Here is a 21,649-nt window from a genome sequence, read left to right on the forward strand (position 1 = left end):
AGACTCGTGATCCGATCCGCCGCTCTCCTGACCCGCCGCGCCGCGGGCCTGCCGGACCGCCTCGCCCGGGGCCTCGCCGCGCTGGCGCTGCTCGTGCTCGCGACGGCCGCGCTGGTGGCCGCGCCCGCGCGGGCCGAGGCCGCGCGCCCGGAGGGCCCGGCCTGCGCCATCGCGAGCCCGCGCCTGACGATCCTGTCCGGCACGCCGGACGCGCAGCCCGAGGCCAAGCGGTCCGAGGCCAAGCGTTCGGTCTTCGGCCGCACCGATCTCTGCGCCGCCGACAGCGAGATCCTCACCGAGTTGGGGCTGCCGCGCCCGCCGGTCGACGCGCCGCGCCCCCGTCACACTGTCAACGCATCGTTCGACTACAGGTCCGACAGCGTACCGGCCTCCGCGCCGGACGGTTCGCCGCACCGGCCTCCACGCCGGGCCTGACGCGCGCGCCGGTCTCGCGGCCGGCATGATGGCGCGCCCGTCCTGATCTTCGTCCGACCGGCCTCGTGACCGGTCCCGGGATCTGACTCGACGATGCGCGGGCCCACGCTCCGCGCCAGCCTCAGCAGACGCATGCTTTCAGGAGCGTCGGTAATCGTGACCCGCACTTTGTCCGCCAGAATCCCGTCGTTCCGCGCCTCGGCCCGCGCGACCGCCCTCCTGCCCGCGGCCCTGCTCCTGCTGGGTGTCGCCGCCTGCAACCCGAAGCAGGTCGCCGCGCCGGCCCCGCCGGTGCCGGAGGTCGGGTTCGTCAAGGTGGAGCCCCAGGCGATCCCCTACCTGCGCGACCTGCCGGGCCGCGTCGCGCCGATGCGCATCGCCGAGGTCCGCTCCCGGGTCTCCGGGCTCGTGGTCAAGCGGCTCTTCGAGCAGGGCAGCCAGGTCAAGGAGGGCGACATCCTCTACAAGATCGACCCGGCGCCCTACGAGGTCGAGCTCGCCAGCGCCGAGGCGGCCCTCGCCCGCCAGGAGGCCGCCCTGGTGCTCGCCCGCCAGCAGGCCGACCGGCTCGAGCAGCTGCTCTCCCGCGCCACCGCGAGCCAGGCGCAGTACGACGCCGCCTTCGCGGCCAAGAAGCAGGCGGAGGCCGAGGTGGCCGGCGCCAAGGCGACCCGCGACCGCGCGCAGCTCAACCTCGGCTGGACCGACGTGCGCGCGCCGATCACCGGCCGCATCGGCCGGGCGCTGCTCACCGAGGGCACGCTGATCGAGCCGGGTTCCACCGGGGCGCTCGCCACGATCCAGCAGCTCGACCCGATCTACGTCGACATCACCCAGTCGGTCGGCGAGCTGAACCGCCTGCGCCGGGACCTCGCGAGCGGCGAGCTGGCGCGGCTGGAGGACAACACCGCCAACGTCCACCTGATCATGGATGACGGCTCCCTCTACCCGCTGGCGGGCCGGCTGCTGTTCTCGGACGTCACCGCCGACCCGAGCACCGGCCAGGTGACGCTGCGGGTGCAGTTCCCGAACCCGCACGACGAGCTGTTCCCCGGCATGTACGTGCGGGCGCGGATCAAGCAGGGCATCGATTCCGACGCGATCGCGGTGCCGCAGCAGGCGATCCAGCGCACCGACGACGGCCGCGCCGAGGTCTGGATCGTGCGCGCCGACGAGACCGTGATGCGCCAGCCCGTCGAGGTCGGGCCGGTGGTCGGGCAGAACTGGCTGATCCGCTCGGGCCTCAAGGCCGGCGAGCGCGTCATCATCGACGGCTTCCAGAAGATCACCGTCGGCGCCAAGGTGAAGCCCCTCGACCAGACCCCGGTCCACGGCGAGACCGGACCGAAGCACGACACCGACGAGGCGCCCGACGTGCCGGGCGACAAGGCGGAGGTCACCCCGCGGGCCGCCGCCGTCCAGCAGCGCCACTGAGTCCGGGAGAGCCCGATCATGGCACGCTTCTTCATCGACCGCCCGGTCTTCGCCTGGGTGGTGGCGCTGTTCATCTGCCTCGGCGGCGCGCTCGCCATCCCGAACCTGCCGGTGGCGCAGTACCCGGTGATCGCCCCGCCCTCCATCGCCCTGTCGACGGCCTATCCGGGCGCCTCCGTGGAGAGCCTCTACATCGGCACCACCCGGCTCATCGAGGATGAGCTGAACGGCGCCGCCAACATCATGAGCTTCGAGTCGACCACCGACTCGTTCGGCTCGGTCAACATCACCGCCACCTTCCAGCCCGGCACCGACCCGTCGCTCGCCTCGGTCGAGGTGCAGAACCGGCTGAAGCGCGTGGAGGCGCGTCTCCCGGCCGAAGTGCGCCAGCAGGGCATCCTCGTGGAGGAGGCCTCGGCCGCGACCCTCAACATCATCACCCTGGTCTCCAAGGACGGGTCGATGGACGAGGTCGGCCTCGGCGACTTCCTGATCCGCAACGTCATCAACGAGATCCGCCGCATCCCCGGCGTCGGCCGCGCGACGCTCTACTCGACGGAGCGGTCGCTGCGCGTCTGGGTGGATCCCGACAAGCTGCGCGGCCTCTCGCTCAGCGCCTCGGACGTCACCGACGCGATCCGCAACCAGAACGTCCAGGTCGCCTCCGGCTCGGTCGGCGCGCAGCCGAGCCCGACCCGGCAGGCGCTCACCGTGCCGATCATCGTGAAGGGCCAGCTCGGCACGATCGAGGAGTTCGGCGCCATCGTGCTGCGGGCCAATCCCGACGGCTCGAACGTGCGCCTGCGCGACGTCGCCCGGATCGAGCTCGGCGGCGACGCCTATCAGTTCTCCACGCGCCTCAACGGCGGCCCCGCCGCCGGCATCTCGGTGACGCTCGCCCCGGACGGCAACGCGCTCGAGACCGCCAAGGCCATCCGCGCCAAGATGGTGGAGCTGTCCCAGTTCTTCCCGCCGGACCTGAAGTGGGACATCCCCTACGACATCACCCCGGCGGTGGAGGCCTCCATCGAGAAGGTGCTGCACACGCTGGTCGAGGCGGTGGTGCTGGTCTTCCTCGTGATGTTCCTGTTCCTGCAGAACATCCGCTACACCCTGATCCCCACCATCGTGGTGCCGATCGCCCTCATGGGCACGGTCACGGTGATGTGGATCTCGGGCTTCTCGGTGAACGTGCTCACCATGTTCGGCATGGTGCTGGCCATCGGCATCCTGGTCGACGACGCCATCGTGGTGGTGGAGAACGTCGAGCGGATCATGAACGAGGAGGGGCTGCCCCCCAAGGAGGCCACCAAGAAGGCCATGGGGCAGATCACCGGCGCGATCATCGGCATCACCCTGGTGCTGATCGCCGTGTTCATCCCGATGGCGTTCTTCCCCGGCTCGGTGGGCATCATCTACCGGCAGTTCTCGATCGCGATGGTGACCTCCATCGCGTTCTCGGCGCTGCTCGCCCTGTCGCTGACGCCGGCGCTCTGCGCGACCTTCCTGAAGCCGATCGAGAAGGGCCACGGCCACGCCAAGGGCGGCGTGTTCGGGATGTTCAACCGTTTCGTCGATCGCGAGACCGCCCGCTACGGCCGCGGCACCGCGGCTTTCATCCGGAAGTCCGGCCGGGTGATGCTGGTCTACGTCGCGCTCGTAGCGGGCACGGCCTACGCCTTCGTCAACCTGCCGGAGGGCTTCCTGCCGGTCGAGGACCAGGGCTTCTTCACGGTCGACATCCAGACGCCCCCGGGCGCCTCCTACAACCGCACCCAGGAGGCGGTGCGCAAGGTCGAGGAGCACCTGCTGGCGCAGCCCGGCGTCGCCACCGTGACGATGCTCAACGGCTTCTCGTTCTCGGGGCAGGCCCCGAGCACCAGCCAGGCCTTCGTGACCCTGAAGCCCTGGTCCGAGCGCGACGCCAAGAACTCGGCCGCCGCGCTCGTGGCCGGCACCAACGCGGCCCTCGCCACGTACCGCGACGCCACGGTGGACGCGCAGGAGCCGCCGCCGGTCGACAACCTCGGCAACGCGGCGGGCTTCTCGTTCCGCCTGCAGGACCGGGCCAATCGCGGCTACGCGGCCCTGCTGTCGGCCCAGGAACAGCTCCTGAAGCTGGCCTCGCAGAGCCCGGTTCTCCAGAAGGTGAAGATCGAGGGCCTGCCGCCGACCCCGCAGGCGGAGCTGGTGATCGACCGCGAGAAGGCGGCCGCGCTCGGCGTGAAGTTCGAGGACATCAACAACACGATCCAGCTCAACCTCGGCTCGGTCTACCCGAACGACTTCCCCAACCGGGGCAAGATGCAGCGGGTCTACGTGCAGGCCGAGCAGCTGCAGCGCATGAACGCGTCGGACATCCTCAACTACGCGGTGAAGAACGCCACCAACACGATGGTGCCGATGTCGTCCTTCGCGGAGCTGAAATGGAGCATGGGGCCGAGCCAGATCGTCGGCTTCAACGGCTACCAGTCGGTGCGCTTCACCGGCGAGCCGAACCCCGGCTACACGTCGGGCGACGCCATCGCCGAGATGGAGCGGCTGATGCTGCAGCTGCCGAAGGGCTTCGGCTACGCCTGGACGGGTCAGTCCTACCAGGAGAAGCAGGCGGGCAGCCAGGCGAGCCTGCTGCTCGCCCTGTCGGTGCTGATCGTGTTCCTGTGCCTCGCCGCGCTCTACGAGAGCTGGGCGATCCCGGTCTCGGTGATGCTGGTGATCCCGCTCGGCGTCATCGGCGCGGTGGCGGCCGTGTACCTGCGCGGCATGCCCAACGACGTGTACTTCAAGATCGGGCTGATCACGATCATCGGCCTCTCGGCCAAGAACGCGATCCTGATCGTGGAGTTCGCCAAGGACCTCTGGAAGCCCGGCACCTCCGTGGTGCGGGCCGCGGTCGAGGCGGCGACGCTCCGGTTCCGGCCGATCGTGATGACCTCGCTCGCCTTCATCTTCGGCGTGGTGCCGCTGGCCATCGCCACCGGCGCCGCCTCGAAGAGCCAGCAGGCGATCGGCACCGGCGTGATGGGCGGCATGATCACCGCGACCGTGCTGGCGGTGTTCTTCGTGCCGGTCTTCTTCGTCGTCGTCATGCGCCTGTTCCGGCGCAAGGCGGTGGCGGAGGGCGAGGCGGCGGAGGCCGAGGCGCGGCACGAGCCGGCGCGGGTGGCGGCCGAGTAGGCCGGCGCCGGCCGCGCGCTCCGTCATCACGAGCGGAGCGACGTGACCCAAGGCAGCGCGCCGTCGCGAGGCGTGGCGCCGCCCTGGATGGCTTCGCTGCGCTCGCCAAGACGGGGCGCGTCGAAGCCGCGATTCTGTAACGGGGATGAAGCGGGGAAAACGCGCTTCGGAACGCGCTTCGGAAGACACGAGATGTCGCGCCCCCGCGACAGGCTCGGCCCTCGTCTTGTATACAGATGGTCCGATGCTTGCTGACGCCGCGGTGGACACCGCCGGGGCAGCCGGCCGGTGGCGCATTCACGGTCTCGGAGATCCGCTTGTCCCGCTCAGCCCTGAAGACCCTCGCCCGCGGCGTGGCCGCGAGCACGGTCGCGACGTTCGCGTTCGCCGCGCTGCCCGCGCAGGCCGCCAACGTCTTCCGCTTCGCCTTCCAGGGTGACCTGAAATCCCTCGACCCGTACTCCCTCAAGGAGAGCTTCACGGAAGGAATGCAGCAGGCGGCCTACGAGTCCCTCGTCACCCTCGACAAGAACCTGAAATTCGCCCCCGGCCTCGCGGAATCCTGGGAGACGCCCGAGCCGACCCGCTGGCGCTTCCACCTGCGCAAGAACGTGAAGTTCCACGACGGCTCGCCGTTCACTGCCGACGACGTGATCTTCTCCGCCCAGCGCGTTCGCGCCCCGGGCTCGAACTTCACCACCAACGTGCCCGCCGACGCCGAGTTCGTGAAGGTCGACGACTTCACCGTCGACATGGTGCTGAAGAAGCCGAACCCGATCGCCATCGCCCAGTTCCCGACCTGGGTGATCATGTCGAAGGCGTGGTCCGAGAAGAACGGCGTCGTGCAGCCGACGCCGCCCAGCGCCACCAGCCCGAGCTACGCCACGCTGCACGAGAACGGGACCGGCCCGTTCGTGATCACCGAGCACCAGCCCGGCGTGAAGACCGTCTTCAAGAAATTCGACGGCTACTGGGGCAAGGTCGAGTCGAACCTCGACGAGGCCGTGCTGACCACCATCGCCAACCCGGCGACCCGCGTCGCCGCGCTCCTCTCCGGCGAGGTCGACTGGATCGACCCGGTGCCGCTGCAGGACCAGCAGCGGGTCAACGCCAGCGGCACCGCCACCGTGATGGCGGGACCTGAGCTGCGCACGATCTTCCTCGGCATGGACCAGGACCGGGACGAGCTGAAGGATTCCAGCGTCAAGGGCAAGAACCCGTTCAAGGACATCAAGGTGCGCGAGGCCTTCTACCTCGCCATCGACGAGGACACGATCGCCAAGCGCGTGATGCGCGGGCAGGCGGTGCCCTCCGCGCTGATGATCGCCCCGGCCCTCTACGACCGCGGCGCCGAGTTCAAGCGCCCGGCCACCGACCTCAAGAAGGCCAAGGAGCTGATGGCCCAGGCGGGCTACCCGGACGGGTTCTCGCTGACCATGGATTGCCCGAACGACCGCTACGTCAACGACGAGGCGATCTGCCAGGCGGTGGTCTCGATGCTGGCCCGCATCAACGTCAAGGTGAACCTGAACGCCCAGCCGAAGGCCAAGTACTTCGCCAAGGTGCTGGCGCCGGCCTACGACACCTCGTTCTACCTGCTGGGCTGGACCCCGTCCTCGCTGGACAGCCACAACATCCTCTACGAGATCGTCGGCTGCCGGAAGCCCGGCGACAAGTCGGGCCGGGGCAGCTGGAACCTCGCCGGCTACTGCGACCCGAAGATCGACGCGATCGCCGACAAGGTCGAATCCGAGACCGACAAGACCAAGCGCGACGCCCTGATCAAGGAGGGCTTCGACGTCCTCAACGCCGACTGGGGCTACATCCCGCTGCACCAGCAGGCGCTGGCCTGGGGCGTCTCCAAGAAGGTCCACCTGACGCAGCGCGCCGACAACCTGCTGCTGCTCTACTGGGTGTCGAAGGACCCGCAGTAGGGGCCGGGGCGTGCTCGCCTTCCTGCTGCGCCGGGTGATCCAGGCGGCCGCGGTCCTCGCGGTCGTCGGGCTCATCGCCTTCGCGATGTTCCGGTTCGCGGGCGACCCCGTGAACCAGATCGTCGGGCCCGACACCACCGTGGCCGAGCGGGCCCAGATCCGGACGGATCTCGGCCTCGACGACCCGGTCCTGGTCCAGTTCGTCCGCTACGCCGGCAACGTGGTGCGGGGCCAGTTCGGCATCTCGTACCAGTTCCGGCAGCCGGTCTCGCAGCTGCTCGCCGAGCGCATGCCGGCGACGCTGGAGCTCGCCTTCTGCGCGACGGTCTTCGCCCTCGTGGTGGGGATCCTGATGGGCGTGTACTGCGCGCTGCGCCGCGAGTCCTGGCTCGCCGGGCTGTTCCAGGCGGTCTCGCTGATCGGGATCAGCCTGCCGACCTTCCTGATCGGCATCCTGCTGATCTACCTGTTCTCGGTTACGCTGGGCTGGCTGCCCTCCTACGGGCGCGGCGACACGGTGCGGCTCGGCTGGTGGACCACCGGCTTCCTGACCGCCTCCGGGCTCAAGGCGCTGATCCTGCCCTCGGTGACGCTCGGCCTGTTCCAGATGACGCTGATCATGCGGCTGGTCCGCGCCGAGATGCTGGAGGTCTTACGCACCGACTACGTCCGCTTCGCCCGGGCGCGGGGGCTCACCACGCGCGCCGTCCATCTGCGCCACGCGCTCAAGAACACCCTGGTGCCGGTGATCACCATCGCGGGGCTGCAGCTCGGCTCGGTCATCGCCTTCTCGATCATCACCGAGACGGTGTTCCAGTGGCCCGGCATGGGCCTGCTCTTCGTCCAGGCGGTGCAGAACGTCGATATCCCGATCATGTCCGCGTACCTGCTGCTCGTCGCGCTGATCTTCGTGACCATCAACCTCGTGGTCGACATCCTCTACACGGTGGTGGACCCGCGCCTGCGGCTGCCCGCCGGGCGGACGGCGTGAGGTCGGACATGACGGACTCCTCCGCCTGGCCACCCCGTCATCGCGAGCGCAGCGAAGCGACCCCGGGTAGCGCGCGTCCGGTCGGCGTGGCGCGCCTGGATTGCTTCGCTCCGCTCGCAAAGACGACAGGTGCCTCCCTGAGCTTCCCAATCGGACATGGCGTGAGGGGCGGCCGATGAGCGGATACGACCTCGACGCGGGCGACGCCCCGCCTGTCCCGCTGCCGGAGGCGAAGCCCTCGCGGCTCGCGCGCTGGCGCGACTCCGACCTGCTGGCGAACTTCCTGCGCTCCAAGGTGGCGGTGGCGGCGCTGGTCGCCACGCTGCTGATGGTCGGTCTCGCCTTCGCGTCGCCGTGGATCGCCCCGCAGAACCCCTACGATCCGGCCCAGCTCGACCTGATCAACTCCAACCTGCCGCCGATCTGGCAGGCGGACGGTCAGGCGCCGTTCTACCTCGGCACCGACGACCAGGGCCGGGACGTGCTCTCGGCGGTTCTGTACGGCCTGCGCCTGTCGCTGATCGTCGGCGTGCTCGGGGTGCTGACCTCCGGCATCCTCGGCATCGCCCTCGGCCTGATCGCCGGCTACGCGGGCGGCTTCCTCGACACGCTGATCATGCGGGTCGCCGACGTGCAGCTCACCTTCCCGGCGATCCTGATCGCCCTGGTGGTGGACGGCGTCGCCAAGGCGAGCTTCGGCAGCGCCCTCGACGTCGGGCCCTTGATCGGGCTGATCGTGGTCTCGATCGGCCTGTCCTTCTGGGTGCAGTACGCCCGGACCGTGCGCTCCTCCGTGATGGTCGAGAAGGGCAAGGACTACGTCCAGGCGGCGCGGCTGATCGGCCTGTCGCCGCCGGTGATCATGGTCCGCCACGTCCTGCCGAACGTCACCGGCCCGGTCTTCGTCATCGCGACGATCAACCTCGCGCTCGCGATCATCACCGAGGCGACGCTGTCGTTCCTCGGCACCGGCCTGCCGGAGACCATGCCGTCGCTCGGCACGCTGATCCGCACCGGCAACCGGTTCCTGTTCTCCGGCGAGTGGTGGATCGTCGCCTTCCCGGGGCTGGCGCTCGCCGGGCTCGTCATCGCCATCAACCTCCTGGGGGATTGGCTGCGCGACGCGCTCAATCCGAAGCTGCAATGATCGGGCATCGTCATCGCGAGCGCAGCGAAGCGACCCAGGGCAGCGCGACATTGGTGACCATGGCGCCGCTGGATTGCTTCGCTCCGCTCGCAAGGACGGGAGTGGCCGTCCGACGGCCCGACGCCGGAACGGCCAAGGCATGACCGACACCATCCTCTCCGTGCGCGACCTGACGGTCGCCTTCGACACCCGCCGCGGGCCGCTCACCGCCATCGACCGGGTCTCGTTCGATATCGGCCGCGGCGAGATCCTGGGCGTGGTCGGCGAGTCCGGGGCCGGCAAGTCGGTGACCGGCTCGGCGGTGATCGGGCTGATCGACCGCCCCGGCCGGATCGCCGGCGGCGAGATCCGCCTGCGCGGCGAGCGCATCGACAACCTCTCCCCCGAGGCGATGCGGCGCGTGCGCGGCAAGCGCATCGGCATGATCTTCCAGGATCCGCTGACCTCGCTCGATCCGCTGTTCCGGGTCGGCGACCAGATCGTCGAGACCCTGCGCACCCACACCGACCTGTCGGCCAAGGCCGCCCGCACCCGCGCCATCGATCTTCTCGCCGAAGTGGGCATCCCGGCGCCCGAGCGGCGGATCGACGGCTACCCGCACGAGTTCTCCGGCGGCATGCGCCAGCGGGTGGTGATCGCGCTGGCGCTCGCGGCCGAGCCGGAGCTGATCATCGCCGACGAGCCGACCACGGCGCTGGACGTCTCGGTCCAGGCCCAGATCATCACGCTGCTGAAGCGCCTGTGCCGCGAGCACGGCACCGCGGTGATGCTGGTCACCCACGACATGGGCGTGATCGCCGAGGCCGCCGACCGGGTGGCGGTGATGTATGCCGGGCGGGTGGCCGAGATCGGCCCGGTCGCCTCGGTGATCGCCAAGCCCCACCACCCCTACGCGGTCGGCCTGATGGGGGCGATCCCGACCCTGTCGCAGGAGGCCGACCGGCTGAGCCAGATCCCGGGCTCGATGCCGCGGCTCACCGCCATCCCGAAGGGCTGCGCCTTCAACCCGCGCTGCCCGAAGGTCTTCGCCCGCTGCCGGGTCGAGCGGCCCGAGCCGATCCCGGTCGACGCGAGCCGGGTGGCCTGTCACCTGTACGATGCAGCGGAGCGCGCAGCGTGAGAGCCTACGTCGAAGTCACCGACCTGCGCCGCCAGTTCGACGTCTCGAAGCCCTGGCTCAACCGGGTGATCGAGCGCGAGCCGCGGAAATTCCTCACGGCGGTCGACCGGGTCGGCTTCGAGATCCGGAAGGGCGAGACCTTCGCGATCGTCGGCGAATCCGGCTCCGGCAAGTCGACGGTGGCCCGGATGGTGGTCGGCCTGCTGCCGCCCACGGCCGGCGAGGTGCGGATCACCGGCGTCTCGATGACCGACCCGCGCCAGGCCGCGGCGCGGCGGCGCCTGCGCGCCCGGATCCAGATGATCTTCCAGGACCCCTACGCGTCCATGAACCCGCGCTGGCGGGTGGGGAAGATCATCGCCGAGCCGATCCGGGCCTTCGACCTGATCCAGGGGGAGGGGGCGATCCGCGCCCGGGTCGGCGAGCTTCTGGGCCTCGTCGGCCTCCACGCGGATGATTCCAAAAAATACCCGCACGAATTCTCAGGCGGGCAGCGCCAGCGGGTGGCGATCGCCCGGGCGCTGGCGAGCCAGGCCGAGTTCCTGGTGGGCGACGAGCCGACCTCGGCGCTCGACGTCTCGGTGCAGGCGCAGATCCTCAACCTGATGCGCGATCTGCAGGACCGGCTGGGGCTGACCTACCTGTTCATCTCCCACAACCTCGCCGTGGTCCGCCACATGGCGACCCGCGTGGGCGTGATGTATCTCGGCCGCCTCGTGGAGGTCGCGTCCGCCAGGGACCTGTTCGCGACGCCGCGCCACCCCTACACGCGGATGCTCATCGACGCGGTGCCCGACCTCGCCCATGTCGGCCGCGCCCGGGTGCCGGTCTCCGGCGAGATCCCGAACCCGATCGACCCGCCGCCCGGCTGCACCTTCAACCCGCGCTGCCCGCTCGCCAACGACCGCTGCCGGACCGAGGTGCCGGCGCTCCTCGACGGCGTCGCCTGCCACGCCGTGCAGGAAGGGCGGGCCTGACAAGCGGGCCCGGGGGGCGGCCCCAGGCGGCCGTTGCGCTCGGCCCGCGCAGGCGCTATGGGCCGTCCCCGATGGGGATGGAGTTCCCCGAAACCGCCCGTCAGGGCTGATGACTCCTACCGCGAAACCGGCGGTGGGAGTGCGTCTTGCAAGCACCCGCCGCGACGGCGGGGTTCTCATGCCCGCCCGACGTACTGGAGCGCGCATGTCCTTCACCACCTGCATCCTGGTCATGATCGGCGGTGCCCTCGGCACCCTGGCCCGCTACGTCGTCTCGGTGCTGGCGCTGCCCATCAGCCGCGTCCTGCCCTGGGGCACGATCCTCATCAACGTGACGGGCTCGTTCATCATCGGCCTGTTCGGCACGCTGACCCTGGCGCATGGGCGCTTCCCGGTCTCCGAGAACGTCCGCCTGTTCGTGATGATCGGGCTGTGCGGCGGCTACACGACCTTCTCGTCGTTCAGCCTCCAGACCCTCGACCTCATGCGGAACGGCGCGGTGGTCCGGGCCATGGTCAACGTGTTCGCCTCGGTGGTGCTCTGCGTCCTCGCGGTCGCGCTGGGCCACGTCGTGGCGGCCCACTGGAACGGCGGCGCCGTGCAGATCGCCCAGGTCAGCATCGAGGAGGACGGCTGACCGGGCGGCGGCCGCGCGCATCGGCGCGGCCCGGCCCTCACGCGTCGCGCCACTGGGCGAAGGTCGCCGCCTGCCCCACCGTCGCGCCGTCGCGGTCGAGCTGCCAGACCACCGCCTCGTCGATCCAGAAGCGCCGGCCGTCCTTGGCGATCCGCAGGCCGCGATAGCCGCGGCTGAAGCCGTCCCGGGTGACCGCGTCGAGGAGCCGCTGCCGCTCGGCCCGCTCGGGAGCCTCGGCCGAGAGCCGCGAGGGCAGGCCGACGAGCTCGTCCCACGCGTAGCCGAAGCAGGCCTGCGCGGTCCGGTTGGCGTAGACGAAGCGCGGATCCGCGCCCCCGTCATGGGCGAGCACCGCGAACGGGGCCGCCGCGTAGAGCCAGTCCGCGTCCGCATCCGCCGGCACCAGAGGCTCGCCGAGGCGCCGCGCGTAGCTGCCGGTGAGCAGGGCGAAGAAGTCCGGGTCGTGCGAGAGGTCCGTCATGATCCGCTACAGGACTGGGTCGGCGTCGATGCGCATGCGCAGGATCGCGTAGGGCGGCTGCTGCAGGTCCCGGCCGCGGTTGAATTCCGGCCGCCGGTTGACCTGGGCCGCCGAGATATAGAGCCACCGGTCCGGGGTGATCCAGAACGTGTCGGCCCAGACCAGCCGGTCGTCGGCGGCCAGCACCTCGACGGTGCCGTCCGGCAGGCGTCGGCCGACCGCGTTGTGCTCCTGCAGGCTGAGATAGACCCGGTCCTGGGAATCGGTGGTCAGCCCCCCGGTCATGCCCTTCTCGCCGAGATCCTCGACGGCGGCGGCCACGGCCGCGTCCGCGACGCCCGGATCGCGCAGGGCCGCGGTCTCGACCGCGTAGAGCCGCCGGCTCATCAGCGGCGCGTAGTAGAGGCGGCGGCCGTCCGGGCTGATCGCGATGCCGTTGGCGCCGCCCTTCGGGCTCTTCTCGGGTGCGTCGGCCTTCCGCTCCATCACGGGGCGGCGCTCCACGAACTTGACCAGGCCGTCCTCGGACCGCGTGCTGACGTGGTCCGCGAGGCGCCGCACCACCCGCCCGCTGTCGAGGTCGACCGCCAGGATCGCGCCCGCGCCGGACTGGCCCTGGTCGGTGACGTAGGCCAGAGCCCGCCCGTCGCGCACGTCGACCCGCAGGTCGTTCAGGGAGGAATCCGGGCCGATGCCCGCGTCGAGGGGGATCGTCCGGCGGACGCTGTTCCGGCCGATATCGATTGCCAGGATCTTCGCGCCGCCCGGCACCGGCCGCCCCTTGCCCGCGGGCAGGCCGGCATCGAGGATCCAGAGGGTGTCGTCGCGGTCGAAGACGCCGTTGGGGACGTGGAACAGCGACGCCTGTGGCGCCCCCGGATCCGGGCGGTTGGTCGCCGCGTCCGGGTAGGGCTTCACCGACCCGTCGGGCAGCACCTCGCCGAGGGTGATCGGCTCCGCGCCGGTGAAGCGCGGCATCATCACGAAGATCCGGCCGCCCCGGGCGATGGCGAGCCCCGTGGGGGTCGAGGGCGCGTCCGCCGCGATGGCGAGCTCCAGCGTCCCCACGGGCCGGCTTGTCGGGGGCGACGGCGTCGCGGCGCGCGCCGCGGGAGCGGCGAGGGCCAGGAGACCGGTTCCGAGCAGGCGGCGGCGGTCGAGGCGCATGGGAATCCTGTCGCGGAGCTTGTCGGGGCGAGGGTCTTGGCGCGCCGCTCAACCTGTGGGGATGCCGGCCCAACGCGCGGGCCCGGCGCGCGATCCCGCGATGCGGTATCGCGGCGGCCTCGCGGCGGAATCCCGGGACCGGTCCCTGGGCCCGGTGATCGGGAGCCGCCTCGGGGCGGTCCACAGGTGCCGGGGCGCGACGCTGGCTCCGGCCCACGCCGTCACGCTAAGCACGGTCGTGCCGGGCGTTCGATTCGGCGCCGCACGGGCCGCGGCCCGGCTGGCAGATGTGGAGAGGTGGGACACGCATGGATCCCGAAGGATCCGAACCGGCGCCGGAGACCGCGCCCCGGCCCGCCGCCGGGCCGCTGCGGGTCCTCGCCCTGGCGGTGCAGAAGGGCGGGACGGGCAAGACCACCCTGGCGGCCTCCCTGGCCGTCGCCGCCGCGGAAGCGGGCGAGCAGGTGACCGCCCTCGATCTCGACCCGCAGAGCTCGCTGGCCGGCTGGGGGGCCCTGCGCAAGGCCGACGGCAGGAGCGACCGCGCGCGCGACGCCGTCGCGGTCGACCGGGTCCAGCCCTGGGAGATGGGCCAGCTCTCGGAGATCCTCGGCATCCTCGCCGAGCAGGGCACGACCCTCGCCGTCCTCGACACCGCCGGCAGCGCGTCCGGCCTCGCGCCGGCCCTGAAGGACGCCGATTTCGTCCTGATGCCGGTCCGCCCCTCCCGGCTCGACATCGTGGCCGCCCGGCCGACGCTCCAGGCGCTGGTCGGCCTCGGCCTGCGGGAGCGGCTGGCCCTGGTGCTGAACCAGTGCCCGCCGCCGCCCTCGCCGCGCACCAGCGCCTACGCGGCGCAACTGCGCGCCCTGGGCGTCCTGGCCGAGCCCGGGATCATCCACCGGGTCGACCACCAGGACGCCCTGGCGACCGGGCTCGGCGTCACGGAATTCGCCCCCGGCAGCCAGGCCGCCGAGGAGGTCCGGGCGCTCTGGGCCTGGGTCGACGGGAAGATGCGGGCGGCGCCCGCCCGCTGAGATCGGCCTTCCGCCGGGATCAGCCCTGGCCGAGGGCCGCGAGGATCCGCGCCCAGGAGCGCGTGCCCTTGTGGAAGCTCGTCAGGTCGTACTTCTCGTTCGGCGAGTGGATCCGGTCGTCGTCGAGGCCGAAGCCGATCAGCAGGGTGTCGCGCCCCAGGATCCGCTTGAAGTCGCCGACGATCGGGATCGAGCCGCCCGCGCCCACGGTCACCGCCGGCACGCCCCACTCGTCCTGCAGCGCCGCCTTGGCGGCGCCGAGCTGCGGCATGTCGAAGGGCAGGCTGATCGCCCGCGAGCCCTTGTAGGTGATGACCTCGACCTGGCAGTCGGCCGGCACCCGCGCGCGCACGAAGGCCTCGAAGCTCTCGGCGAGCCGCTTCGGGTCCTGGTCGTCCACGAGGCGGAACGAGACCTTGGCGGAGGCGGTGGAGGCGATCACCGTCTTGGTGCCCTCGCCGGTATAGCCGCCGATGATGCCGTTGGCGTCGCAGGAGGGGCGGGACTGCACCAGCTCGATCGGCATCCGGCCGCGCTCGCCCGCGGGCTCCTTGAGACCGATCGGCCCGAGCAGCGTCTCCGGCGTCAGGCCGAGGCCGCGCCACTGTTCCAGCACCTCCGGCGGGCGCTCGTGAACGCCCTCGTAGAAGCCCGGGATCGTCACCCGCCCGTCCGCGTCGTGCAGGTCGGCGATGATCTTCGACAGAACGTGGATCGGGTTGCGCGCCGCGCCGCCGAAGAAGCCGGAATGCAGGTCGCGGTCGGCGCAGGTGACCTTCACCTCGAAATAGGCGAGCCCGCGCAGCGACGACGTGATGGCCGGGGTCTTCCGGTCCCACATGCCGGTGTCGCAGACCAGCACCACGTCGCAGCCGAGTCTCTCGCGATTGGCCGCGACCCATTCGGGCAGGCCTTGTGATCCACTCTCCTCGGCGCCCTCGATCAGGATCGTGACGCCGCAAGGCAACTCGCCGTGCATGGCGATATAGGCCCGGCAGGCCTCCACGAAGGTCATCACCTGACCCTTGTCGTCGGAGGCGCCGCGCCCGACGATCGTCTTGCCGCCCTGGCCGTCGTCAGCGATGTGCGGCTCGAAGGGCGGCGTCTTCCACAGGTCGAGGGGATCGACCGGCTGCACGTCGTAATGGCCGTAGAACAGGACGTGCGGCGCGCCCGGCTTCGGCCGGTGGGCCAGGACCACCGGGTGGAGCGAGGTCTCCTCCACCGAGGTCTCGAAGCCCAGCGCGGTCAGGTCCTGGGCGAGCCAGGCGGCGGCCTCGCGGCAATGCCCGGCATAGGCGGGATCGGTGGAGATCGACGGGATCCGCAGGAAGGCGAACAGCCGCTCCAGGGCGTTCTCCAGGTCCGTGTCGATGTCGTTGAGGATCGCGTCGAGCGCGGCCATCGGTGGCTCCGGGGTGCGGCGTGGACTCTGCGGGAAGGAGGGTTAGCCGAGGCGGGGTGGGGCCGGCAATGTCGGACGGTGCGGCGGCCGATATGCGCGCCGCAGGCGCGCCACCCTCGCTCACGGGTTGAGACGGCGCGCTCCGGAACAGGCGCAGATTGGAATGGTTATCGACCGGAAGCCCAGGCCGCGGCCCGCGCGTCGCTGCCGGTCGCTGCCCCGGACCGATCCGCTCCCGCCCGGCCCCGGCCGGCCCAGACCGTGGACGACATCATGCGCCTCGAGACCCAGCCGCCGGTGTCGGCGGACACGCCGATCGGCATCACGCTGACGATCAACGGGCAGCGGCGCGAACTGCAGGTCGCGCCGTGGACCACGCTCCTCGACCTCCTGCGCGAGCGGCTCGACCTCACCGGCACCAAGAAGGGCTGCGACCACGGCCAGTGCGGGGCCTGCACGGTGCTGGTGAACGGCACCCGGGTGAATTCCTGCCTGACCCTGGCGGTGATGAAGGACGGCGCCGAGATCACCACGGTCGAGGGGCTGGCCGCCCTCGGCGACCGGGCGGGCAGCAACGCCCTCCACCCGATCCAGGAGGCGTTCATCGAGCACGACGCCTTCCAGTGCGGCTACTGCACGCCGGGCCAGCTCTGCTCGTCAGTCGGCCTGATGAATGAAGGTCACGCGACGACGCGCGACGAGATCCGCGAGGCGATGAGCGGCAATATCTGCCGCTGCGGCGCCTACACCAACATCGTCGACGCCATCGAGGACGTCATGCAGGGAGGCGCCCGATGAACCGCTTCGACTACGTCCGCGCCGGCACGGTGGCGGAGGCGGTGCAGGCCTTCGGGGCCGGGGCCCGCTTCATCGCCGGCGGCACCAACCTGATCGACCTGATGAAGTACGAGGTCGAGAAGCCGGGCCGGCTGATCGACATCACCCGCCTGCCCCTCGACCGGATCGAGGACAACGGGGACGGCCTGCGGATCGGGGCGCTCGTGACCAACGCCAAGGCGGCCTACGACGATCGGGTCGCGGCCCGGTACCCGCTCCTGCGCAACGCCATCCTGGCCGGCGCCTCGGCGCAGCTGCGCAACGCCGCCTCCACGGGCGGCAACCTGCTCCAGCGGACCCGCTGCTACTATTTCTACGACGTGGCCACGCCCTGCAACAAGCGCGCGCCCGGCTCCGGCTGCCCGGCGATCGGCGGGATGAACCGCATCCACGCGATCTTCGGGACGAGCGCGCACTGCATCGCCACCCACCCCTCCGACATGTGCATCGCGCTGGCCGCCCTGGAGGCGACCGTGCGGGTGAGCGGGCCGCAGGGCGACCGGTCGATCCCGTTCTCCGAGTTCCACCGCCTCCCGGGGGATTCGCCCGAGCGGGACACGAACCTCGCCCCCGGCGAGATCATCGTGTCGGTCGACCTGCCGGAGAGCCGCTTCCCGCAGCACTACACCTACCTGAAGCTGCGCGACCGCCTGTCCTACGCCTTCGCGCTGGTCTCGGTGGCGGCGGCCCTGGAACTCGACGGCGACCGTGTGAAGACCGCGCGGCTGGCGCTCGGCGGCGTCGCCCACAAGCCCTGGCGCAACCGTGAGGCCGAGGCCCTGCTGGAGGGCCGGCCCGCGACCCGCGAGAGCTTCCAGGCGGCGGCCGACCTGATCGTCGCGGAGGCCAAGCCCCAGTCGGAGAACGGCTTCAAGATCGATCTCGCCCGGCGCGCCATCGTGCGCGGCCTCGAGCAGGCCGCCGCCGGCACGCCCCAGTCGCTCAGCGACAAGCGCATCCAGTAGGTTCTGCCATGACACAGACCTTCAGCTCCACCGGCCGCGACACCTTCGTCGGCAGCCCGCGCAGCCGCATCGACGGGCCCGCCAAGGTGACCGGGCTCGCCAAGTACGCGGGCGAGTTCGCCGCGCCCGACCTCGCCTACGGCTATGTGGTGTCGAGTTCGATCGCCAAGGGCCGGATCACCGCCATCGACTCCGCCGAGGCCGATGCGGTGCCGGGCGTCCTCAAGGTGCTCACCCACGAGAACCGGCCGCGCACCGCGTGGCGGGACAAGAACTTCCAGGACCAGGTGGCGCCCCCCGGCTCGCCGTTCCGCGCCCTCTACGACGACCTGATCGTGTTCAGCGGCCAGCCGGTCGCCCTGGTGGTGGCGCAGGATTTCGAGACCGCGCGCTACGCCGCGTCCCTCGTCCGCGTGAGCTACGCGATGGAGGAGCCCGGGACCGACCTGGAAGCCCTGCGCGGCACCGCCTACGACCCACCCTACAAGCGCCAGGGCATCAAGCCGCCGCCGGAGCCCTGGGGCGACGCCGACAAGGCGTTCGGCAGCGCGCCGGTCCGCGTCCAGGGTGCCTACAGCCTCGCCGACGAGCACCACAACCCGATGGAGCCGCACGCCTCCACGGTGGTGGTCGAGCAGGACGGCACCTACACGGTCTACGACAAGATCCAGGGCGTCTCGAACAGCCACCAGTATCTCACCAACGTCTTCGGCCTGAAGCCCGATCAGGTCCGGGTGCTCAACCCCTATCTCGGCGGCGGCTTCGGCTCGGGCCTGCGCCCGCAGTACCAGCTGTTCCTGGCGATGCTGGCCGCCCAGGAGCTGAAGCGCTCCGTGCGCGTGACCCTGACCCGCGACCAGCTGTGGAGCTTCACCTACCGGTCGGAGGCGCTGCAGACGATCGCGCTCGGCGCCGAGCCAGACGGGAGGCTGACGGCCCTGCGCCACGACGCCGTCCAGGGCACCTCGCAGTACGAGGATTACCAGGAGGTCGTCGTCAACTGGTCGGGCGTCCTCTATCGCTGCGACAACGTCGCCCTCGGCTACCGGCTGGTGAAGCTCGACACGCCGACCCCCGGCGACATGCGCGCGCCCGGCGCGGTGACCGGCGTCTTCGCCATCGAGACCGCGATGGACGAGCTCGCCTACGCGACCGGGCTCGACCCGATCGAGCTGCGGCTGAGGAACTACGCCGAGTCCGACGCCACCGCCGAGGGCAAGCCCTTCGGCTCGAAGGAGCTGAAGAGCTGCTTCCGGCAGGGCGCCGAGCGGTTCGGCTGGGCGAAGCGCAGCCCTGAGCCCCGCTCCATGCGCGAGGGCCGGGAGCTGGTCGGCTGGGGCGTGGCCACCGGCATCTGGGAATCGATGATGATGCAGTCGAGCGCCATCGCGACCCTGACGCCGGACGGCCGCCTGACGGTCGGCAACTCCACCGGCGACATCGGCACCGGCACCTACACGATCCTGACGCAGATCGCGGCCGACACGCTGGGCCTGCCGATGGACGCGGTCACCACCAAGCTCGGCGACACCCGCCTGCCGGAGGCCCCGGTCGCCGGCGGCTCGTGGACGGCCGCCTCCTCGGGCACCGCCGTGATGAAGGCCTGCCGCAACGTCGGCGCGCAGGTGTTCAAGCTCGCCCGCGCCATGGAGAACTCGCCGCTGGCCAACGTCGACTTCGACCGGGCGGTGTTCGCGGACGGCCGCATCGCGGTCGCGGGCGATCCGGGCCGCAGCGTGTCGCTCGTCGAGGTGCTCCAGGCGGCGGGCGTCGACAAGGTCGAGGCCGTCGAGGAGGCCGGGCCCGACAAGGACTTCAATCAGAAATACGAGGCCTACACCCACTCGGCGATCTTCGCCGAGGTGAAGGTCGACGAGGAGCTGGGTCAGGTCCGGGTCACCCGCATCGTCTCGGCGATCGCGGCCGGCAAGGTGCTGAACCCGAAGACGGCGCGCAGCCAGATCCTCGGCGGCGTGGTGATGGGGATCGGCTCGGCGCTCGAGGAGGAGTCGATGCTCGACCACCGCATCGGCCGGTTCATGAACCACAATCTCGGCGAGTACCACGTGCCGGTCCACGCCGACATCTACGACATCGACGTGATCTTCGTGGAGGAGGAGGACAAGGCGAACCCGCTGGGCGTGAAGGGGCTCGGCGAGATCGGCATCGTCGGCACCGCGGCCGCCATCGCCAACGCGGTCTTCCACGCCACCGGCAGGCGGGTGCGCGACCTGCCGATCACCGTCGACAAGCTCCTGTGAACAGCGGATGTTTCACGGGAAACATTGACGGTTCGGCAAGGAGTCGCGCGGGTCACGCTGGGCCGCGCCGTCAGCGCGAGCGCAGCGAAGCGACCCAGGGCGGCGCGACATCGTCGAGCGTGGCGCTGTCTGGGTTGCTTCGCTGCGCTCGCAAGGACGAGGATGCGTCCGAGCCCTGCGAATAGGGACGGCGTGGAAATTTCCGTGAGCCCCCTGCTGGAATCCTGGCGCTTCTGGGCGCTCGCCGCCGCCGGCTTCGCGGCGCTGACCGCGATCCTCGCCAAGGTCGGGGTCGCGGGCGTGCCGTCGGACGTCGCGACCTTCGTGCGCACCGCGGTGATCCTGGTCTTCGCCGGCGCGATCGTGGTCGCCTCCGGGCAGGCCGGCGGCCTCGCGCAGGTCTCCGGCCGGAGCCTCGTCTTCCTCGTCCTGTCGGGGCTCGCCACCGGGGCGTCGTGGCTCTGCTACTTCCGCGCGCTGTCGCTGGGCGACGCTGCCCGGGTCGCGCCGATCGACAAGCTCAGCGTCGTGCTGGTGGCGATCCTCGGCGCCACCCTGCTCGGCGAGACCCTCAGCCTCGCCGCCTGGGCCGGCGTCGCGCTGATCGCGGCGGGCGCGGCCCTCGTCGCCTCCGGACTGTGAGATCGTGCGCGCTGGCGCACCGATCCCTTAACGCGATGCGCGCATCCTGCGGTTGCCTCGCGAAAGGGGACCGTCATGGAATGGGTTTATCGCGGCTTCGAGACCTCGATGCTCGGTCTCGCTCTCTGCCTCGGACTCGGCGCCTGCCTCACGCTCGGCACCGCGCGCGTGCCGGCCGGAACGCTCTCCGTCACCCTGCCGATGCTCACGGTGACCGCCCCCGCGCCCTGAGGCGCGGGACCGGTCCGGCGGGGCGTCAGGCGGCGCCCTTCACGGCGCGGAACATGAAGCCCCGCGCCTCGGCGTCCATCTCCGCCTTGAAGGCGTGGCGGCCCTTCAGCGCCTCGGCGGCCTGGGCGGCCGGCCGCGCGTTGAGCGCGTCGAGGTGGCGCTTGACGTTGGGCAGGTCCCCGAAGGCGCCCTCGCCGAGGACGAAGGGCACCATCCGGGCCCAGCCCCAGACCGCCATGTCGACGATCGTGTAGGTGTCGCCCAGCACGTAGGGGCGGTCGGTGAGGCGCTGGTCGAGGATGCCCCAGTGCCGGCGCGCCTCGAAGGCGTAGCGCTCGGTGGCGTAGGCGCCCCCGTCCTGCGCGAAGTGGCGGAAATGCACGCACTGGCCGGAGAACGGCCCGATGCCGGTTGCCACGAACATCAGCCAGGACAGCATCTCGCCGCGGACCGGCTCGCCCTCCGGCAGGAACCGGCCGGTCTTGCCCGCCAGGTACATCAGGATCGCGTTCGAATCGAACACGGTGACGTCGCCGTCGACGATCGCCGGCACCTTCCCGTTCGGATTGACGGCCGTGTAGGCCGGATCGAACTGCTCGCCCCTGCGGGTGTCGACCGGCACCGGCTCGTAGGGCAGCCCCATCTCCTCGAGGCAGAGGGCGACCTTCATGGGGTTGGGGCTGAGATTGTAGAAGAATCGAATCACGGCGCTCTCCCTGAACGACCCGGGCAGGATGTCCGGGCCCCGCGCCCGCACAAGGCGCGGCCGCG

The 21,649-nt window shown here is 71.0% G+C and carries 19 protein-coding genes and 1 riboswitch; of the genes, 15 read left to right on the forward strand and 4 right to left on the reverse strand.

Annotation, left to right across the window (positions count from 1 at the left end; translation table 11 throughout):
• Positions 1-6: 6 nt before the first annotated feature.
• The 9 genes from BMY19_RS21585 (at position 7) to crcB (ending at position 11,852) form a co-directional block, all read left to right on the forward strand.
• A complete protein-coding gene (locus tag BMY19_RS21585) occupies positions 7-435 on the forward strand; it encodes a hypothetical protein (protein WP_020091346.1) in 429 nt (142 codons plus the stop codon).
• A gap of 156 nt (positions 436-591) precedes the next feature.
• The gene (locus BMY19_RS21590) at positions 592-1,869 is read left to right on the forward strand and encodes an efflux RND transporter periplasmic adaptor subunit (RefSeq protein WP_100252892.1); all 1,278 of its coding nucleotides are present in this window, start codon (positions 592-594) and stop codon (positions 1,867-1,869) included.
• Positions 1,870-1,887: 18 nt separating this feature from the next.
• The gene (locus tag BMY19_RS21595; RefSeq protein ID WP_100252893.1) at positions 1,888-5,046 is read left to right on the forward strand and encodes a multidrug efflux RND transporter permease subunit; all 3,159 of its coding nucleotides are present in this window, start codon (positions 1,888-1,890) and stop codon (positions 5,044-5,046) included.
• 317 nt (positions 5,047-5,363) lie between these two features.
• Positions 5,364-6,980: an ABC transporter substrate-binding protein gene (locus BMY19_RS21600; RefSeq protein WP_100252894.1), complete on the forward strand. Its 1,617-nt coding sequence runs from the start codon at positions 5,364-5,366 to the stop codon at positions 6,978-6,980.
• A 10-nt stretch (positions 6,981-6,990) separates the two neighbouring features.
• Positions 6,991-7,971: an ABC transporter permease gene (locus BMY19_RS21605; RefSeq protein WP_042672011.1), complete on the forward strand. Its 981-nt coding sequence runs from the start codon at positions 6,991-6,993 to the stop codon at positions 7,969-7,971.
• 175 nt (positions 7,972-8,146) lie between these two features.
• On the forward strand, positions 8,147-9,118 hold the full coding sequence (locus tag BMY19_RS21610; RefSeq protein ID WP_042672010.1) for an ABC transporter permease: 972 nt from the start codon (positions 8,147-8,149) through the stop codon (positions 9,116-9,118).
• 139 nt (positions 9,119-9,257) lie between these two features.
• Positions 9,258-10,238: an ABC transporter ATP-binding protein gene (locus BMY19_RS21615; RefSeq protein ID WP_056524459.1), complete on the forward strand. Its 981-nt coding sequence runs from the start codon at positions 9,258-9,260 to the stop codon at positions 10,236-10,238.
• Positions 10,235-11,215 carry an ABC transporter ATP-binding protein gene (locus BMY19_RS21620; protein ID WP_100252895.1) on the forward strand — a complete coding sequence of 327 codons (981 nt, stop codon included), beginning with the start codon at positions 10,235-10,237 and terminating at the stop codon, positions 11,213-11,215. The genes BMY19_RS21615 and BMY19_RS21620 overlap by 4 nt, the downstream gene beginning before the upstream one ends.
• Before the next feature lie 64 nt (positions 11,216-11,279).
• Positions 11,280-11,341: riboswitch (Fluoride riboswitch) on the forward strand.
• Positions 11,342-11,420: 79 nt separating this feature from the next.
• A complete protein-coding gene (crcB, locus tag BMY19_RS21625) occupies positions 11,421-11,852 on the forward strand; it encodes a fluoride efflux transporter CrcB (protein ID WP_100252896.1) in 432 nt (143 codons plus the stop codon).
• 37 nt (positions 11,853-11,889) lie between these two features.
• Here the strand turns inward: crcB and BMY19_RS21630 are convergent, their stop codons facing one another.
• Both BMY19_RS21630 and BMY19_RS21635 read right to left on the reverse strand, forming a co-directional pair.
• Positions 11,890-12,333 carry an MEKHLA domain-containing protein gene (locus tag BMY19_RS21630; protein ID WP_020091337.1) on the reverse strand — a complete coding sequence of 148 codons (444 nt, stop codon included), beginning with the start codon at positions 12,331-12,333 and terminating at the stop codon, positions 11,890-11,892.
• A gap of 6 nt (positions 12,334-12,339) precedes the next feature.
• Positions 12,340-13,500 (reverse strand): SMP-30/gluconolactonase/LRE family protein, encoded by a 1,161-nt coding sequence (locus BMY19_RS21635; protein WP_100252897.1) that lies wholly within the window; start codon positions 13,498-13,500, stop codon positions 12,340-12,342.
• A 308-nt stretch (positions 13,501-13,808) separates the two neighbouring features.
• Here BMY19_RS21635 and BMY19_RS21640 point away from each other — a divergent pair, with 308 nt between their 5' ends.
• Positions 13,809-14,537 carry a ParA family protein gene (locus BMY19_RS21640; protein WP_056524449.1) on the forward strand — a complete coding sequence of 243 codons (729 nt, stop codon included), beginning with the start codon at positions 13,809-13,811 and terminating at the stop codon, positions 14,535-14,537.
• A gap of 19 nt (positions 14,538-14,556) precedes the next feature.
• Here BMY19_RS21640 and BMY19_RS21645 read toward each other — a convergent pair whose 3' ends face one another.
• The gene (locus tag BMY19_RS21645) at positions 14,557-15,942 is read right to left on the reverse strand and encodes a M20/M25/M40 family metallo-hydrolase (RefSeq protein WP_042672005.1); all 1,386 of its coding nucleotides are present in this window, start codon (positions 15,940-15,942) and stop codon (positions 14,557-14,559) included.
• Positions 15,943-16,215: 273 nt separating this feature from the next.
• Between BMY19_RS21645 and BMY19_RS21650 the strand changes: the two genes are divergently transcribed.
• From BMY19_RS21650 to BMY19_RS30990, 5 genes are all read left to right on the forward strand, one after another.
• Complete coding sequence (locus BMY19_RS21650; RefSeq protein ID WP_091979711.1) at positions 16,216-16,740, forward strand: (2Fe-2S)-binding protein; 525 nt, start codon at positions 16,216-16,218, stop codon at positions 16,738-16,740.
• Positions 16,737-17,744, forward strand: coding sequence for an FAD binding domain-containing protein (locus BMY19_RS21655; protein WP_056524445.1), 1,008 nt, complete (start codon positions 16,737-16,739; stop codon positions 17,742-17,744). Before BMY19_RS21650 ends, BMY19_RS21655 begins: the two co-directional genes overlap by 4 nt.
• 8 nt (positions 17,745-17,752) lie before the next feature.
• Entirely contained in the window at positions 17,753-20,005 is a 2,253-nt protein-coding gene (locus tag BMY19_RS21660) for a xanthine dehydrogenase family protein molybdopterin-binding subunit (RefSeq protein WP_100252898.1), read from the forward strand.
• Positions 20,006-20,209: 204 nt separating this feature from the next.
• On the forward strand, positions 20,210-20,647 hold the full coding sequence (locus tag BMY19_RS21665; protein ID WP_100252899.1) for an EamA family transporter: 438 nt from the start codon (positions 20,210-20,212) through the stop codon (positions 20,645-20,647).
• 75 nt (positions 20,648-20,722) lie between these two features.
• Complete coding sequence (locus BMY19_RS30990) at positions 20,723-20,878, forward strand: hypothetical protein (RefSeq protein ID WP_020091329.1); 156 nt, start codon at positions 20,723-20,725, stop codon at positions 20,876-20,878.
• A gap of 25 nt (positions 20,879-20,903) precedes the next feature.
• On the opposite strand, the gene BMY19_RS21670 is transcribed toward BMY19_RS30990, so the two are convergent.
• Positions 20,904-21,584 (reverse strand): glutathione S-transferase family protein, encoded by a 681-nt coding sequence (locus tag BMY19_RS21670; protein WP_100252934.1) that lies wholly within the window; start codon positions 21,582-21,584, stop codon positions 20,904-20,906.
• Between the last annotated feature and the right edge of the window lie 65 nt (positions 21,585-21,649).

The organism is Methylobacterium sp. UNC300MFChir4.1 (genome assembly GCF_900110155.1).
Taxonomy (GTDB): Bacteria; Pseudomonadota; Alphaproteobacteria; order Rhizobiales; family Beijerinckiaceae; genus Methylobacterium.